At 61.7% G+C, this 16150-nt stretch carries 18 protein-coding genes; 12 read left to right on the top strand and 6 right to left on the bottom strand.

Annotated features, from left to right (window positions below; all coding sequences use genetic code 11):
• Positions 1 to 10: 10 nt before the first annotated feature.
• The 4 genes from tauA to ACLH1U_RS11115 all read right to left on the bottom strand — a co-directional run bounded on the left by tauA (position 11) and on the right by ACLH1U_RS11115 (position 3753).
• Positions 11 to 973, bottom strand: a complete 963-nt coding sequence (gene tauA / locus ACLH1U_RS11130; RefSeq protein WP_285203250.1) for a taurine ABC transporter substrate-binding protein — start codon at positions 971 to 973, stop codon at positions 11 to 13.
• Between the two features lie 240 nt (positions 974 to 1213).
• Entirely contained in the window at positions 1214 to 2146 is a 933-nt protein-coding gene (gene mmuM / locus ACLH1U_RS11125; protein ID WP_411299246.1) for a homocysteine S-methyltransferase, read from the bottom strand.
• Positions 2133 to 3542 carry an S-methylmethionine permease gene (gene mmuP / locus ACLH1U_RS11120; RefSeq protein WP_004204899.1) on the bottom strand — a complete coding sequence of 470 codons (1410 nt, stop codon included), beginning with the start codon at positions 3540 to 3542 and terminating at the stop codon, positions 2133 to 2135. Before mmuP ends, mmuM begins: the two co-directional genes overlap by 14 nt.
• Before the next feature lie 82 nt (positions 3543 to 3624).
• Positions 3625 to 3753 (bottom strand): hypothetical protein, encoded by a 129-nt coding sequence (locus tag ACLH1U_RS11115; protein ID WP_176694371.1) that lies wholly within the window; start codon positions 3751 to 3753, stop codon positions 3625 to 3627.
• A 62-nt stretch (positions 3754 to 3815) separates the two neighbouring features.
• On the opposite strand from ACLH1U_RS11115, the gene eat reads away from it, so the two are divergent.
• From eat to eutC, 3 genes are read left to right on the top strand one after another with little or no spacing between them, the layout of a single operon-like run.
• Positions 3816 to 5195: an ethanolamine permease gene (gene eat, locus ACLH1U_RS11110; protein ID WP_032453381.1), complete on the top strand. Its 1380-nt coding sequence runs from the start codon at positions 3816 to 3818 to the stop codon at positions 5193 to 5195.
• A gap of 9 nt (positions 5196 to 5204) precedes the next feature.
• A complete protein-coding gene (locus ACLH1U_RS11105) occupies positions 5205 to 6593 on the top strand; it encodes an ethanolamine ammonia-lyase subunit EutB (protein WP_023288556.1) in 1389 nt (462 codons plus the stop codon).
• Positions 6590 to 7366, top strand: coding sequence for an ethanolamine ammonia-lyase subunit EutC (gene eutC / locus ACLH1U_RS11100; RefSeq protein ID WP_275256641.1), 777 nt, complete (start codon positions 6590 to 6592; stop codon positions 7364 to 7366). The genes ACLH1U_RS11105 and eutC overlap by 4 nt, the downstream gene beginning before the upstream one ends.
• Before the next feature lie 439 nt (positions 7367 to 7805).
• Here eutC and ACLH1U_RS11095 read toward each other — a convergent pair whose 3' ends face one another.
• Positions 7806 to 7949: a hypothetical protein gene (locus tag ACLH1U_RS11095; RefSeq protein ID WP_032428606.1), complete on the bottom strand. Its 144-nt coding sequence runs from the start codon at positions 7947 to 7949 to the stop codon at positions 7806 to 7808.
• Here ACLH1U_RS11095 and ACLH1U_RS11090 point away from each other — a divergent pair.
• The 5 genes from ACLH1U_RS11090 to ACLH1U_RS11070 are packed head-to-tail and all read left to right on the top strand — an operon-like array spanning position 7942 to position 12473.
• Positions 7942 to 9048 carry an ABC transporter substrate-binding protein gene (locus tag ACLH1U_RS11090; RefSeq protein ID WP_072096492.1) on the top strand — a complete coding sequence of 369 codons (1107 nt, stop codon included), beginning with the start codon at positions 7942 to 7944 and terminating at the stop codon, positions 9046 to 9048. The genes ACLH1U_RS11095 and ACLH1U_RS11090 overlap by 8 nt on opposite strands.
• Before the next feature lie 19 nt (positions 9049 to 9067).
• Positions 9068 to 9967: a branched-chain amino acid ABC transporter permease gene (locus ACLH1U_RS11085; RefSeq protein ID WP_002890128.1), complete on the top strand. Its 900-nt coding sequence runs from the start codon at positions 9068 to 9070 to the stop codon at positions 9965 to 9967.
• The gene (locus tag ACLH1U_RS11080) at positions 9967 to 11016 is read left to right on the top strand and encodes a branched-chain amino acid ABC transporter permease (RefSeq protein WP_008805324.1); all 1050 of its coding nucleotides are present in this window, start codon (positions 9967 to 9969) and stop codon (positions 11014 to 11016) included. Before ACLH1U_RS11085 ends, ACLH1U_RS11080 begins: the two co-directional genes overlap by 1 nt.
• Positions 11003 to 11785, top strand: a complete 783-nt coding sequence (locus ACLH1U_RS11075) for an ABC transporter ATP-binding protein (protein WP_023288553.1) — start codon at positions 11003 to 11005, stop codon at positions 11783 to 11785. The genes ACLH1U_RS11080 and ACLH1U_RS11075 overlap by 14 nt, the downstream gene beginning before the upstream one ends.
• Positions 11778 to 12473: an ABC transporter ATP-binding protein gene (locus ACLH1U_RS11070; protein WP_032453291.1), complete on the top strand. Its 696-nt coding sequence runs from the start codon at positions 11778 to 11780 to the stop codon at positions 12471 to 12473. The genes ACLH1U_RS11075 and ACLH1U_RS11070 overlap by 8 nt, the downstream gene beginning before the upstream one ends.
• Before the next feature lie 116 nt (positions 12474 to 12589).
• Here ACLH1U_RS11070 and ACLH1U_RS11065 read toward each other — a convergent pair whose 3' ends face one another.
• Positions 12590 to 12760 (bottom strand): hypothetical protein, encoded by a 171-nt coding sequence (locus ACLH1U_RS11065; protein ID WP_002890108.1) that lies wholly within the window; start codon positions 12758 to 12760, stop codon positions 12590 to 12592.
• A gap of 329 nt (positions 12761 to 13089) precedes the next feature.
• On the opposite strand from ACLH1U_RS11065, the gene ACLH1U_RS11060 reads away from it, so the two are divergent.
• Genes ACLH1U_RS11060 through ACLH1U_RS11045 form a run of 4 tightly spaced genes read left to right on the top strand, consistent with a single transcriptional unit; the run spans position 13090 to position 16147 of the window.
• Positions 13090 to 13899: an ABC transporter substrate-binding protein gene (locus ACLH1U_RS11060; protein ID WP_002890106.1), complete on the top strand. Its 810-nt coding sequence runs from the start codon at positions 13090 to 13092 to the stop codon at positions 13897 to 13899.
• A gap of 1 nt (position 13900) precedes the next feature.
• The gene (locus ACLH1U_RS11055; protein ID WP_023288551.1) at positions 13901 to 14719 is read left to right on the top strand and encodes an amino acid ABC transporter ATP-binding protein; all 819 of its coding nucleotides are present in this window, start codon (positions 13901 to 13903) and stop codon (positions 14717 to 14719) included.
• Positions 14716 to 15468: an amino acid ABC transporter permease gene (locus ACLH1U_RS11050; RefSeq protein ID WP_044521207.1), complete on the top strand. Its 753-nt coding sequence runs from the start codon at positions 14716 to 14718 to the stop codon at positions 15466 to 15468. The genes ACLH1U_RS11055 and ACLH1U_RS11050 overlap by 4 nt, the downstream gene beginning before the upstream one ends.
• The gene (locus tag ACLH1U_RS11045; protein ID WP_044521205.1) at positions 15458 to 16147 is read left to right on the top strand and encodes an amino acid ABC transporter permease; all 690 of its coding nucleotides are present in this window, start codon (positions 15458 to 15460) and stop codon (positions 16145 to 16147) included. The genes ACLH1U_RS11050 and ACLH1U_RS11045 overlap by 11 nt, the downstream gene beginning before the upstream one ends.
• The last annotated feature ends 3 nt before the right edge of the window (positions 16148 to 16150 follow it).

Genomic DNA, 16150 nt, shown 5'->3' with positions numbered 1-16150 from the left:
GCCGCCTCCTTTACTTCACGAAACGGTCAGTAACGTACTGACGATAATCGGTTCCCGCCGCGGGCACTTTGCCCTGCTCTTTCAGAAAGCGCGCGGTATCGACGATGGCCTGACTGACCGGCCCGTTCAGCGCCTGCGCCTGCTCAGCGGCGGTCAGGTAGGTGTTCCCCTTCACCAGCCCGGGGACATCGGCTTCCGGCACGCCGCTCAGGCGCGCCAGCTTGCTGATGTTGTCCGGCTGTTTCAGCCATGCCTCCGGGTTGGCGATGTAGGGCTGCTGGGCGTCGATGGCGCTTTTAGCAAACGCTTTGACGATCTCCGGATGCTGCTCGGCGAAGTCCTTACGGACCACCCAGACGTCGAGGGTCGGTGCACCCCACTCCCCGACCTGCGCGGAATCGGTCAGCACCTTGCCCTCTTTTTCCAGTTCGTTAACCGCTGGCGCCCAGACGTAAGCCCCGTCGATATCCCCGCGCTGCCATGCGGCGATAATCGCCGGCGGCTGCAGGTTAATAATCTGCACCTGGCCCGGCTTGATGCCCCAGTGTTTGAGCGCCGACAGCAGGCTGTAGTGGGTGGTGGAGATAAACGGCACGGCAATGCGTTTGCCGATCAGATCTTCCGGTTTGGTGATGCTTTTCTTCACCACCAGCGCTTCGGAGTTGCCGAGCTTTGAAGCGAGCAGGAACACTTCAATCGGCACCTGCTGGCTGGCGGCCACCGCCAGCGGGCTGGAGCCGATATTGCCGATCTGCACATCGCCGGAGGCCAGGGCGCGCACCACGCTGGCGCCGCTGTCAAATTTCCGCCAGTCGACGGTCGCCCCGCTGGTTTTGGCGAAGGTGTTGTCCGCCTGGGCGACTTTCGCCGGCTCAGCGGAGGTTTGATACGCCACGGTCACATTGACCGCCTGCGCCTGGAAGGCGGCGACGGCCAGCGCCGCCAGAAGAGTAATTCGCGATGTGAATGCCATAATGTCTGCTTCCCCTGAGTTGTTATAGGTGCAGTATTTCCGGCATCAGGATGGAGATGAAGTAATTAAAAATTCTGGCTAATAGCGAATCGTTTTTAGAACAAAAGCGGGAAAGGATAGTTGATTTTGCGCGGCGGATTGGCGGCAGAGGGTTGGCGCCGGGTGGCGGCTACGCCTTGCCCGGCCTACAGATCGCGCCATATGTAGGCCGGGTAAGCGCAACGCCACCCGGCACAAAACTCAGCGCTTCGCGTTAAGCTCAGCGATATCCTTCGGCGTGGTGCGGCAGCAGCCCCCGATCAGCCTCGCCCCGGCCGCCAGCCACTGCGGCAGATAATCCGTCAGGCTGGCGCAGGCTTCGCCATGATGGTGCCAGGTCTTGCTCACCGCATCATAATGTTCGCCGGAGTTAGGATAGACCACCAGCGGCAGCGCCGTCAGGCTGTGCAGATGCGCCAGCGCCGCGGGCGTATTTTCCAGCGCGATACAGTTGATGCCCACCGCCACCACCTGCGGGTTATCCGCCAGGGCGGCCATCACCTCGCGCAGCGGCGTGCCATCACTGAGATGTTCGGCATCGCGCAGCGTGAAGGAGTACCAGGCGCGGGCGCGGGGATACTCCTGCAGCAGGGCTGTCAGGGCCTGGATCTCGGCGAATGACGGCAGGGTTTCACAGGCCAGCAGGTCGGCGCCCGCATCCAGCAGCGCTTCGACGCGCGGGCGGTGGAAGGCCTGGAACTCTGCCACACTGCGCTGATAATCGCCGCGATACTCCGAGCCGTCGGCGAGAAAGGCGCCATACGGCCCCACCGAACCGGCGACCAGCAGCGTGCCGGCGTGTGGATTCTCGGCGAGGTACGCCTCGCGCGCTTTGCGCGCCAGCTCGACGCTTTTGCCGATCAGCGCCCGGGACTGCGCATCATCCAGGCCGCGCGCGGCAAAGCCGGCGGGAGTGGCCTGATAGCTGGCGGTGATCGCCACCTGCGCTCCGGCGCGAAAGTAGTCGAGATGCACATCGCGGATCAGCTGCGGGTTCTCCAGCAGCACTTTCGCCGACCACAGGCTGTCAGCCAGATCGCAGCCGCGGGCCTCCAGCTCGGTGGCCATGGCGCCGTCCAGCAGCACAAAAGGCTGGGCGGCAAGCAGGGCGGTAAACGGATTAGTCTGCGACATGTTGTGGCTCCTGAGTCATTTTCCGTGAACGAGTAAGATACCAGGCACCATAGCACAGGGCCACAAAGGGGATCCCGCACCACAGCGCAATTCTCTGGCTCGGGTCAAAAGCGAGGCCCACGCAGGCCACCAGGCACAGCACAAAGCCCAGAATCGGCACCACCGGATACCAGGGGGCGCGATACTGCAGATCGCTCAGCGCCTTACCCTGCTGCAGATGGCGGCGGCGGAACATAAAGTGCGAGGCGCAGATGCTCAACCACACCGCCACCACCGCAAAGCCGGAGATCGCCGACAGCGCCACAAACACCGTATCGGGCGCCACCACGCTGGAGAACAGCGCCAGCACGCCGCCCAGCATACTCACCGACAGCGCGGTCACCGGCACGCCCCGTTTATTGACTTTGGCAAAGCAGGCCGGCAGCGTCTTCTCGTTCGACAGCGACCACAGCATCCGCCCGGAAGCGTACAGGCCGGAGTTGGCCGCCGAGAGGATCGCCGTCAGGATCACGAAGTTGAAAATATCCGCCGCGTAAGGGATGCCCACCTTTTCAAACACCAGCACGAAGGGGCTTTTCTCCACCCCCGCCTGCTGCATTGGGATCAGCGCCGCCAGCACAAACACGGTGCCGATAAAGAAAATAATCAGCCGGGCGATGGTGGTGCGAATGGCGACCGGAATGACCTTATGCGGGTTTTCCGTCTCTCCGGCGGCAATGCCGATAAGCTCCGTCCCGGAGAAGGCGAAGTTCACCGCCACCATGGTCATCAGGATCGGCAGGCCGCCGTGCGGGAACCAGCCTTCGGCGGTGATATTGCGCAGGCCCGGCGCCGGGGAGCCATCCTGCATCGGAATGATGCCGAAAATGGCCGCGCCGCCGAGAATAATAAACGCGATGATGGTGATCACTTTCACCAGCGAGAACCAGAACTCGCCTTCGGCGAAGAAGCGGGTCGAAATGATGTTAAGACCGAAAATCACCGCGCAAAACACCACGCACCAGATCCAGACCGGCACCTGCGGGAACCAGTACTGCATACAGAAGCCGGCGGCGGTGAAGCTCGAACCCAGCGCCACCGTCCACGTCAGCCAGTAGAGCCACGCCACGGTATAGCCCGTCGCCGGGCCAAGGTAGCGCGCCGCGTAGACGTGGAAGGCGCCGGTCTCCGGCATCGCCACCGACAGTTCGCCGAGGCACTGCATCACCAGCCAGACCACCAGGGCGCCAATCAGATACGCCAGCAGCGTTCCGGCTGCGCCGGTGGTGGAGATGATATAGCCGGTATTAAAGAACAGGCCGGTGCCAATCACGCCGCCGAGCGACAGCATGATCAGATGGCGCGTTTTCATGGTGCGCTTCAGTTGCCCACCTTGTTGTTGTGTTGTGCTTTGCATTTTATTTTCTCACGCCAGCCCGCTTGCCCGGGCCATGATGCGTATAAACGTATAGACATCTAAACATCCAAAAGAAGAAGTGTTATACCGTGCCACCGCGGAAAAAGCAAAGCCGCTGCACCAGGTCGCGCGCCGACAGCGTGCAGCCTGCCCCATTTTTGCGCAGCGCCGATGAGCGCGCCACGGGCTGGCGCCTCATCGCGGCGGACAACGTTCTGGCACTCTCTTTGCAGCCTGTCGTTCAGAACCTTTCTATCTGGCGAGGCAACACGTATGACAGAGCACACCACCACCTTAAAAAGAACGCTCGGCAGTTTTCGTTTATGGGGGATCGCCGTCGGACTGGTGATATCCGGGGAGTACTTCGGCTGGAGCTACGGCTGGTCGCAGGCGGGCACGATGGGGTTTATGGTCGTCGCCCTGGCGGTCGCCGCCATGTACTGCGCCTTTATTTTCAGCTTTACCGAGCTGACCACCGCCATCCCGCACGCTGGCGGCCCTTTCGCCTACGCCTACCGCGCCTTCGGGCCCACCGGCGGCTTTATCGCCGGTTTTGCCACCCTGATTGAATTCGTCTTCGCCCCGCCGGCCATCGCCATGGCCATCGGCGCCTACCTCAACGTGCAGTTTCCGGCGCTGGATCCGAAATGGGTCGCCTGCGGCGCTTACGTGATCTTTATGACGCTCAATATCCTCGGCGTCGGCATCGCCGCCACCTTCGAGCTGATCGTCACCCTGCTGGCCATCTTCGAGCTGCTGGTGTTTATGGGCGTGGTCGCCCCCGGCTTCTCCTGGAGCCACTTCACCGCCAACGGCTGGGCGGGCGCGGAAAGCTTTAGCGGCCTGGCGCTGCCGGGGATGTTCGCCGCCATTCCGTTCGCTATCTGGTTTTTTCTCGCCATTGAGGGGGCTTCCATGGCCGCCGAAGAGGCCAAAGATCCGCAGCGCACCATTCCGCGCGCCCTGGGCGGCGGCATTCTGACGCTGACGGTGCTGGCGATCGGCGTGATGGTCTTCGCCGGCGGCGTCGGCGACTGGCGCGCGCTGTCCAATATCAACGACCCGCTGCCTCAGGCGATGAAGACGGTGGTGGGCAACGGCAGCGGCTGGCTGCATATGCTGGTGTGGCTGGGGCTGTTTGGCCTCGTCGCCTCCTTCCACGGCATCATTATGGGCTACTCGCGGCAGATCTACTCCCTCGCCCGCGCCGGCTATCTGCCCGCCGGGCTGGCCTCCCTCAACCGCCGCACCCGCACCCCGCATCTGGCAATCCTCGCCGGCGGCGTGGTGGGTATCGCCGCGATCTTCTCCGACTCGCTGATCACCATCAGCGGCATGCCGTTGACCGCCTGCATCGTCACCATGTCGGTATTTGGGGCTATTGTTATGTATATCACTTCCATGGCGGCGTTGTTCAAACTGCGCCGTAGCGAGCCGAAGCTGATCCGTCCGTTCCGCGCGCCGCTCTACCCGCTGGCGCCGGCCTTTGCCCTCGGCATGGCGGTGATCTGCCTGGTGGCGATGGTCTGGTATAACCTGCTGCTGGCGCTGATTTTCGCGGCGATGATGCTCGGCGGCTACCTGTGGTTCCGCAAAACCGCAGCGGCCCGTGAACGGGCGCCAGTGGATCCTCAACTGCGCACGGTCTCCTGAGGAGGCGGCATGTATAAAACCACGCTATCGGGCCAGGTATGGCGCTTTGATAGTCTGAAAACGCTGATGGCGAAAGCGTCGCCGGCCCGCTCCGGCGACGCCCTGGCGGGCGTTATCGCCCACTCGGCCGAAGAGCGGATGGCGGCGAAAATGACCCTCGCCGAGGTGCCGCTGACCGACATTCTCGACAACCCGCTTATCCCCTACGAGCAGGACGAAGTGACCCGCCTGATCCTCGACACCCATGATGCGCAGGGCTTTGCCGCCCTGCGTCACCTGACGGTCGGCGATTTCCGCGACTGGCTGCTGGACGATGCCACCGATACCGCCACGCTGCAGCGGGTCGCCCGCGCTATCACCCCGGAGATGGCGGCGGCGGTAAGCAAGCTGATGCGCAATCAGGATCTGATCCTCGCCGCCAGCAAGTGTCAGGTGGTGACGCGCTTCCGCAACACCATCGGCCTGCCCGGCCACCTCAGCGTGCGCCTGCAGCCCAATCATCCCACCGATGACCTGAAAGGCATCGCCGCCAGTATGCTCGACGGACTGCTGTACGGCGCCGGGGATGCGGTGATCGGCATCAACCCGGCCAGCGACAGCTTACCGGTGCTGGCGCAGCTGAACGTGATGCTGGACGATATTATCCAGCGCTTCGCCATTCCCACCCAGTCCTGCATTCTGACCCACGTCACCAATACGCTGCAGCTGATTGAGCGCGGCGCGCCGGTGGATCTGGTGTTTCAGTCGGTGGCGGGAACCGAAGCGGCCAACAGCGGCTTCGGCATCAACCTTGCCATGCTGCAGGAGGCCCGCGAGGCGGCCCTCAGCCTCGGTCGCGGCACCCTCGGCAACAATGTAATGTATTTTGAGACCGGCCAGGGGAGCTGCCTGTCGGCCAACGCCCACCACGGCGTCGACCAGCAGACCTGCGAGGCGCGGGCCTACGCCGTCGCCCGCCACTTTGAACCGCTGCTGGTCAATACGGTGGTCGGCTTTATCGGTCCGGAGTATCTCTACGACGGCAAGCAGATTATTCGCGCCGGGCTGGAGGATCACTTCTGCGGCAAGCTGATGGGCCTGCCGATCGGCTGCGACGTCTGCTATACCAACCACGCGGAAGCGGATCAGGATGATATGGACACCCTGCTGACCCTGCTGTGCGCCGCCGGGCTCACCTTCCTGATCGGCGTGCCAGGGGCGGACGATATCATGCTTAATTACCAGAGCACCTCGTTCCATGACGCGCTCTACGCCCGTCGTCTGCTGGGCTTAAAGCATGCCCCGGAGTTCGCCGACTGGCTGGCGAAGATGCAAATTATCGATCCGCACGGCGCGCTGCGGCTCACCGACGCCCGCCATCCGCTGCTGTCCGTTCTGCCGCAAGGAGCCCCCGTATGAACCGTCCCGACGCCTGGAACCCGCTGCGTGAATTTACCGATGCGCGGATCGCCCTGGGCCGCAGCGGCGCCAGCCTGCCGACCCGCGAAGTCCTTAACTTTGGTCTGGCCCACGCCAGAGCGCGGGACGCCATTCATCAGCCGTTCGCCAGCCAGCAGCTGGTGGCGCCGCTGGCGGCGCTCGGCCTCGACACCCTGACGGTGCACAGCGCCGCGCCGGACCGTCATACCTATCTGCGACGCCCGGATCTCGGGCGGCAGCTCGCCGACGAGAGTCGCGCCGACCTCGCCGCCAGCGGCGTCCGCCCCGCCGACCTGCTGCTGGTGATCGGCGACGGCCTCTCTTCCTGGGCGGTAGAGCGCCAGGCGGTGCCGTTGATCCGCGCCCTGCTGCCCTGGCTGCAGACGCTGGGGCTCGGCCTCGCGCCGGTGGTGCTGGCCCATCAGTCGCGGGTGGCGCTGGGGGATGATATTGGCGAAACCCTGAAAGCCCGCGCGGTGGCGATCCTGATTGGCGAACGACCGGGCCTCTCCTCGCCGGACAGCCTCGGCGTCTACCTCACCTGGCAGCCCCATCGGCAGCGGCTGGAGTCAGAGCGCAACTGTATCTCCAATATTCGCCCGGAAGGGCTGAGCCATGACGCCGCCGCCTTTAAACTGGCCTGGCTGCTGGAGCAGGCTTTTTTACGACGGCTTACCGGCGTGCGCCTGAAAGATGAAAGCGATAATCCGGCGCTGCATGGAAAAATAAAACCATTGCCCCCTTTAAAATAATAAGTCACGCGAGCCGAAGAATAGATTTTTAATATTACCTGGCGCACCTGAATATTATATTCGGGTGCGCTGAAATCGCCCGGCGGCGCTTCGCTGGCGCGAGCCTGTGGAAACCGTCCAACCGGTTTATATTGCTTTTTTTCCAGGCCGGATAAGGCGCCAGTCGCCACCTGGGAAAATACGTTCAGCGTATCAAAAGCCGTGTTGTCACCAGCCTTATGCCCTTGCCTGCAGGTAATAAGAATATTGCATGAGTAAAAACGAAACGGACGTTGTAAGGTAATTCAGCGCCTTAAAAATACCCGTCATACTTTAAGTTGCATGTGCGTTGGCTGCGTTCTCTCCCCCCAGTCACTGACTTCTGCAAGCGTCTGGGGACTCGCTCACATGCCGCCTTCATGCGACTCGAATTATTTAGGGTATATATCTCGTTATCTATTCAACATAACAGCCAATAATTCGCCAGATACGCTGGCGAATTATTCCTCAATGTTATGCAGTCATTGATGGTTAAAGATAAATAATCGACCGACGGAGAAATACCAATGAAATCGTTTTCCGGGAAAGCGTCTTTAATGGCCACGCTGGTAGCCGCGCTGGCCGGCGCGAGCAGCGCGCAGGCAGCGGAAATTAAAATCGGGGTGGTATTACCCCTGAGCGGCGCCCTCAGCGGCTATGGTCAGCCGTCGCAGAAAGGGCTGGACATTATTCAGACCATCACCCCGACGTTAAAAAATGGCGATACCATCAAGCTTATCGTTATCGATGATAAAAGCGACAAAGTCGAAGCGGCCAACGCCATGCAGCGGCTGGTCTCCAGCGATAAAGTGGATGCCGTGATCGGGGAAGTTACCTCCTCCAACACCCTGGCGATGACCAAGATCGCCGACGACAGCAAAACGCCGCTGGTCTCCTCCACCGCCACCAACGACCGCGTCACCCGCAACCATCCGTACGTCAGCCGGGTCTGCTTCTCGGACAGCTTCCAGGGGGTGGTCGGGGCCAATCTGGCCTCCCGCGATCTGAAAGCCAAAACCGCCGCCATCGTGTTTGACAGTAGCAACGATTACTCCGTCGGCCTGGCGAAAGCGTTCCGCACCCAATTCCTGAAAAACGGCGGCACCATTCCCATCGAGGTACAGGCCCCGGGCGGCAGCAAGGACTTTAAAGCCCAGCTGGCGAGCGTCAAGGCGAAGAATGTCGACATGATTTATATGCCGATCTACTACACCGAAGGGGCGCTGATTGCCGTCCAGTCAAAACAGCTGGGGCTCAACAAACCGGTGGTGGGCGGCGACGGTCTGGCCGCGGATCAGGTCTTCTTCGATGTGGGTAAAGACGCGGTCAACGGCTATATGACCACCGATTACTACTCGCCGAACGCCAAAGAGCAGACCCCGGCCGGGGAAACCTTCATCAAAGCCTGGGAAGCCAAATACCAGCAGCCGACCCATACCTGGGGCGCTATGGCGGCGGACGCCTATAACGTTATCGTCAACGCCATGAACCAGTGCAGCGATCCCCACGATCGGGTCTGCGTGAATGAAAAAATCCGCGCCACCAAAGATTTCCAGGGCGTGACCGGCACGCTGACGTTACAGAACGGCGACGCCATTCGCAGCGCGGTCATCAACGAAGTGAAAGATGGCAAGCTGGCGTTTCGTACCGTGGTTAACCCTTAAGTTGTGACGAGGCTACAAAATGGACGGCGCCATTTTTCTCCAGCAAGTGGTCAATGGAATGAGTCTTGGGGGCATGTACGCCCTGATTGCCATCGGTTATACGATGGTTTATGGCGTGCTAAGGCTGATCAACTTCGCCCATGCGGACGTGATGATGGTCGGCGCGTTTAGTACGCTGTTTTTATTTTCTTCGGTTGGGCTACCCTTCGGGGTAGCCGTTTTCCTGACTCTCGGGCTGTGCGGCCTGTTTGGCATGCTGATTGACCGGGTCGCCTATCGTCCGCTGCGCCAGGCCTCGAAAATTTCCATGCTGATCACCGCCATCGGCGTCAGCTTCTTCCTCGAAAACCTGTTTAACGTGCTGTTTGGCGGCAGCTCGCGCTTCTTCTCCGCCCCTGACTTTTTCAACCAGACCCGGGCCTTCGGCAGCGTCATCATTACCAACGTGGCGTGGATTGTGCCGCTGATCACCGTCCTGCTGCTGCTGGCGATCCTCTGGCTGCTGTACCGCACCCGCTATGGAATGGCGATCCGCGCGGTAGCCTTTGACGTCAACACCGTGCGTCTGATGGGCATTGACGCCAACCGGATCATCTCCCTGGTCTTCGCCCTCGGCAGCAGCCTCGCGGCGCTCGGCGGCGTGTTCTACTCCATCAGCTACCCGACGATCGATCCCCTGATGGGCGTGCTTATCGGCCTGAAGGCCTTCGCCGCCGCCGTGCTGGGCGGGATCGGCAGCGTCACCGGCGCGGTGCTGGGCGGCTTTATCCTCGGTTTTACCGAGGTGGTCGCGGTGGCGATCTTCCCCGAACTGGGCGGCTATAAAGACGCTTTCGCCTTCCTGTTCTTGATTCTGGTCCTCTTGTTCCGCCCGGTCGGCATTATGGGCGACGAACGTCTGGAAAGGAGCCGTTTCTGATGCTCAACGCGACGACCACCGCCGGGGCGCAGCTGCGCAACCTGGCCATTATTGTCATCTGTATCGCGCTGCTGGCCGGAATCAACGTGGTTTTCAATGACTACATTGTTCGCGTCATCAGCACCATTTTTATCTTTATGATCCTCGCGGTCAGCTACAACCTGATCAACGGCGTGACCGGCCAGCTGTCGCTGGAGCCGAACGGCTTCGTGGCGGTGGGCGCCTACGTCACCGCCCTGCTGATCCTCTCCAGCGACAGCAAGGTAGACATGTTTGAAATGGCCGCCCCCAGCCCGTGGATCCTCAGCCTGCACGCGGGCTTCCTCCCCGCCCTGCTGATAAGCGGCCTGTGCGCGGCGGCGCTGGCGGTGTGCCTCGCCGTGCCGGTCTTCCGGGTGCGCGGCGACTACCTGGCCATCGTCACCCTCGGCTTCGGGTTTATCATCAAGATCCTCGCCATTAACAACCCGCAAATCACCAACGGCGCCATCGGGCTGAACGATATTCCGCAGCAGCCGCATCTCCTGTTCTGGTGCGGCCTGTTCGCCCTGCTGGCTACCGGCATGATCCTCCAGCTGGTGTGGTCGAAGTATGGCCGGATGATGAAAGCCATTCGCGACGATGAAGATGCGGCGATCGCCATGGGGGTCAACACCTTCCGCATTAAAACCTGCGCCTTCGCCACCAGCGCCTTCTTCGAAGGGATCGGCGGCGGTCTGCTGGCTTCGCTGCTGACCACCATTTCCCCGGGGCTGTTCGACTTTATGCTCACCTTCCAGCTGCTGATTATTATCGTCCTCGGCGGGCTCGGCAGCACCACCGGCGCCCTGCTCGGCACCGTGCTGGTGGTCGGCAGCGGCGAGTGGCTGCGCTTTCTCGACCAGCCGCTGCAGTTCTTCGGTCATGATCTCGGCGCCTATCCGGGCCTGAGAATGGTGGTCTTCTCCCTGCTGCTGCTGATCATCATGCTTTTCGCCCGCGAAGGGCTGCTGGGGAAAAAAGAGATTTGGCAGATGGGAAGAAGGAACAGCAGCTATGGCGGAAAATAAAATCATCCTGCAGGTGCAGGACGTCACCATGCAGTTTGGCGGCCTGCGGGCCATCGACAACGTCAGCTTCCATGTTGACGAAGCGGAGATCTTTGGCCTTATCGGCCCGAACGGCGCGGGCAAAACGACCCTGTTTAACGTCATCACCGCCAACTATAAGCCCACCAGCGGCAGCGTCACCCTCGCGGGCGCCTCGCTGAAGGGGCTAAAGCCCAACCAGGTGGTCAACGCCGGGATCGCCCGCACCTTCCAGAATATCCGGCTGTTTAACTCGATGACGGTGCTGGAGAACGTGATGGTTGGACTCGACCGCGCCAGCCGCTACTCGCTGCTGGAGGCGGCCCTGCACATTGGCCGCTATTTTCCGGCCGAGCGGGCGGCGAAGGCCAAAGCGATGGCCATTCTGGAAGACATCGGCATCGCCCACTTCGCCCATATGCAGGCCACGAACCTGAGCTATGGCAACCAGCGCAAAGTGGAGATCGCCCGCGCGCTGGCCACCTCGCCGAAGCTGCTGCTGCTCGATGAGCCGGCCGCCGGGATGAACCCGAAGGAGACCGAGGATCTGGCGGAGCTGATCTTCCGCATGCGCCATGACTATCAGCTCAGCGTCCTGTTAATCGAGCACGATATGCCCTTCGTCAACCGTCTGTGCGAACGGGTGATGGTCCTGGAGTATGGTAAGCCATTGTTCAGCGGCCTGATGGCCGAGGCGATCCAGCATCCGGACGTCATTTCCGCTTATCTGGGAGAAGCCAATTATGCTTAACGCCAGAGAACTGAAGGTCTTTTACGGCGTGATCCAGGGGTTGAAAGGCGTCGATATCGATGTTTATGACCGGGAGATCGTCACCCTGATCGGCAGCAATGGCGCCGGTAAAACCTCTACCCTCAATGGGATCGTCAACCTGGTGCGCTCCAGCGGGCGCGTCAGCTTCCTCAACGACGATATCTCGCGCAGCCAGACCCACCAGATCGTACGTCGCGGGCTGGCGCTGGTGCCGGAGGGACGCCGGGTCTTTACCAACCTGACCATCGAAGAGAACCTGCGCATGGGCGCTTACAATAATCTCGCCGGCTACACCCGCCTGCGCGATCGTATGTACGCCCTCTTTCCACGGCTCAAGGAGCGGCGCCATCAGATGGCGGGCACCATGAGCGGCGGCGAGCAGCAGATGCTGGCCATCGCCCGGGCGCTGATGAGCGAGCCGGTGTTATTGATGCTGGATGAACCAAGCCTCGGGCTGGCGCCGAAAATTGTCGGCGAGCTGTTCGGCATCATTAAGCAACTGCGCGATGAGAATATGACGGTGCTGCTGGTGGAGCAGAATGCGACGGCCGCGCTGGCGATCGCCGATCGGGCGTATGTCCTGGAGAATGGCCGGATCACCTTGTCAGGCGCGGCGCGGGAGATGCTGACTAACCCGGAAATTAAGCGGATGTATCTGGGGGGATAAGGGTGGTTAAAACTGCCTGGGCTGCGGCGGCGCCTCCTGCGATGCCGCAACCTCAGGCAGTCTCTTGCTACACAAAGCACACCTCGTTCCAGTAGGCTTCTCGCGTCCTGCGTCGCTCAGTATGTCTTATCATGACGGAACCACCGGGTTTCCACGTTGCCAATGTCCACGCCGTAGAGGCTGGCCACCGGCAGGATCGCCTCCATGACGCGTTGAGTATCTTGCTGTCCGGCTTCACCGTTGGACAAAAAAGCCAGCCAGCCCGTTAACCGTTGCCACAATGCCACTTTCGTTTTCTCCTCTGTCGGGAAGCGAATCGCCTGGGTCTATTTCAACCACAGTTGGCCGGGCGCGGGAAATATTAATTCCGAATTTGCAATCCTGGCTGGCGCATATTACGCCCGGTCCTGTCACCCTCACCCTCTCTCCGGAGGGAAAGAGGACCGCCCGGCACTCGTGACTGTGCCGGTAAAACGCTACCAGCGCATAAAGAATACCCACAGGTTTGTTAAGTTCTTTTTCGTTATAGATAAGAATTTTTTCTTCTTTGCCGCCGACGGGGAATGTGTGGGAGCGTGATGTCCACAAAACAAAACAGGGATTCAGGGGAAAAAATATGCGCAACAAAACCACAAAAATCGCACTGGCGCTGGGTATGCTGCTGCTCGCCTCGCAGGCGCAGGCCGACCAGCTGGCTGACATCAAAGCCGCCGGCGTCGTGAAAGTCGCCACCTTTGACGCCAATCCGCCGTTCGGCTCCGTGGACGCCAAAACCCACCATATCGTCGGCTACGACGTCGACTTTGCCCAGGCGCTGGCGAAAGCGCTCGGCGTCAAACTCGAACTGGTGGCCACTAATCCGGCCAACCGTATTCCGCTGCTGCAGTCCGGCAAAGCCGACCTGATCGTCGCCGACATTACCATCACCCCGGAGCGGGCCCAGGTTATTGATTTCTCAACGCCGTATTTCGTCACCGGCCAGCAGTTCCTCGTGCCGGCCGGCTCTCCGGATAAGCTTGATGAGTACAGCAAAGCGCGCATCGGAGCGGTGAAAGGCACCACCGGCGAACAGGCGCTGCACCAGCGTTTCCCGCAGGCTCGCGTCCTCTCCTATGACGATATTCCGCTGGCCCTGACCGCCCTGCGCAACGGCAACGTGCAGGCCATCACCCAGGACAGCACCATCCTTGCCGGTCTGCTGGCGGAAGCGCCGGATAAAGCCAAGTTTAAAATTCTGCCCGACCTGCTCAGCAAAGAAGAGATTGGCGTGGGGGTGAAGAAAGGCGAACCGGCCCTGCTGAAGGCCGTCAACGATGAGCTGGTGAAGCTGGAGAAAACCGGCGAAGCCGCGAAAATTTACGATGTCTGGTTTGGCCCTGCCACTAAAACGCCGCAGCCGCGCGCCTTTACCATAGAAGCGAAATAATATGTTCTCGGGTTTATTCTCCCACTCCGCGGCTCCGGCCGCGGATTTTTCACGTCTGCAGCGCGCCAGCATTACCTTTCGTGAGGTGGCCAAGCGCTACGGCGATCATCAGGTGCTTAACGCCATCAACCTGCAGGTCGATCCCGGCGAAGTAGTGGCGATCCTCGGCCCTTCCGGATCGGGAAAATCGACGCTGATCCGCCTGATCAACCAGCTCGAATCCTTAAGCGGCGGCGAGATCCTGATCGACGGCAAACCCACCAGCCGGCTGAGCGGCAGCGCCTTGCGCCAGCTGCGCAGCCGTGTCGGCTTTGTCTTCCAGCAGTTCAACCTTTACGCCCACCTGACGGCGCAGGAGAACATCACGCTGGCGCTGGAGCGCGTCCACGGCTGGGGAAAAAGCGCGGCACAGGAGCGGGCGCTGGCGCTGCTGCGTCAGGTCGGGCTGGAGGAGAAAGCGCAGCAGATGCCGGCGCAGCTCTCCGGCGGCCAGCAGCAGCGGGTGGCGATCGCCCGCGCCCTGGCCTCCTCGCCGCAGATTATCCTGTTCGATGAGCCCACTTCGGCGCTCGACCCGGAGATGATCGGCGAAGTGCTGCAGGTGATGAAAAACCTCGCCCACAGCGGGATCACCATGCTGGTGGTGACCCACGAGATGCAGTTTGCCCGCGAAATTGCCGACCGGGTGGTGTTTATCGACGGCGGCGACATTCTCGAGGTCGCCCCGCCGGCTGAGTTTTTCGCCCATCCGCAGCATGCCCGCGCGCGGCGTTTTCTGCAGAAGGTGCTGGATCCGCTGCACCAGGAGAGCCTCGAGTGACGCCGATGCTTGACTGGCACGGCGTCCTGAGCGGACAGCCGTTGCAATGGATTATCTCTGGTTTTCTCACCACCGTCTGGGTCAGCGTCGCCGGGATCCTGCTCGCCACTGCGCTGGCGGTTCTGCTGCTGGCCCTGCGTCTCGGCGGCGGCCGCGCGGGGCGCGGGCTGGTGGCCGCGTGGGTCTCGCTGTTTCGCAACACCCCGCTGCTGGTCCAGCTGCTGTTCTGGTACTTTGCCGCCTGGAACCTGCTGCCGCTGGCGGTGAAGAACGTGGTGAACGACGAGCACGCCTGGTCCATTCTGCCGGGCAACGTCTGGTGGCTGACGCCGGAGTTCCTCTGCTCAATGTGGGGGCTGGGGGTCTTTACCTCCGCCTTTCTGGTGGAAGAGATCGCCTCCGGACTGCGCGCCGTCAGCCACGGGCAGCGGGAAGCCGCGCTGTCGCAGGGCTTTACGCCGTGGCAGGAGCTGCGCTTTATCCTTCTGCCGCAGGGGCTGGCCAACGCCTGGCAGCCGATTGTCGGCCAGTATCTCAACCTGATGAAACTCTCATCGCTGGCCAGCGGCATCGGCTTTGCGGAACTGACCTATCAGGTGCGGCAGATTGAGAGCTATAACGCGCACGCCCTGGAGGCTTTTGCCGTCGGCACCGCGCTGTACCTGGCGCTGGGGGTGGCGATGGGCGTGGCGCTAACGCGTCTCGGCCCGGGAAGAAAACTGCAACGGAGCGCCCAACATGAACGCTAATCTGGCGGTGATCGCCGATAACCTTGATTACCTGCTGTGGGGCCGGCTGGCGGAGGGCCAGCCCGGCGGCGTGGCCCTGACCCTACTGATGGCTATCGGCGCCACGCTGCTGGCGCTGCCGGGAGGCATTGCGCTGGCGGGCCTGGCCTGGCGCTACGGCGGGCTGACACGGCGTCTGCTGTTTCTGTGGGCGGAAATTATCCGCGGCATCCCGCTGATATTTGTCATCTTCTGGCTGTGGTATCTGCTGCCGATGCTGACCGGCGGCGATCTGCCCGGCGCGGTGACCGTGACCCTGGCGCTGGCATGGTTTACCGCCGCCTCGGTGATGCACTCGGTGCTGGCCGGGCTACAGTCGCTGCCGAAAGGTCAGTATGAGGCGGCGCTGACCCAGGGCTTCGCCCCCGGGCAAACGCTGCGCCTGGTGCTGCTCCCGCAGGCGCTGCGCAACGTTCAGCCGTCGCTGGTGGGGATCTTTATCGGCCTGCTGAAGGACACTTCGCTGGCGTTTATCGTCAACGTCCCGGAGCTGACCACCGTGGCCGGCCAGGTCAACAACCGGGTGCAGATCTATCCCCTGGCGATCTTCGTCTTCACCGGCGCGGTGTACTACCTGCTGTGCTGCGGTCTGAGCCTGCTGGCCAGCCGGCGCTTTACCCGCCGCGCGGCCGCCGGGTAAGGT

It is taken from the genome of Klebsiella sp. 1SOBk5mer, assembly GCF_046603115.1.
GTDB lineage: Bacteria > Pseudomonadota > Gammaproteobacteria > Enterobacterales > Enterobacteriaceae > Klebsiella > Klebsiella quasipneumoniae.
The sequence above is the reverse complement of the archived record's forward strand: the minus strand, read 5'-3'. Positions and strand labels throughout refer to the sequence as shown.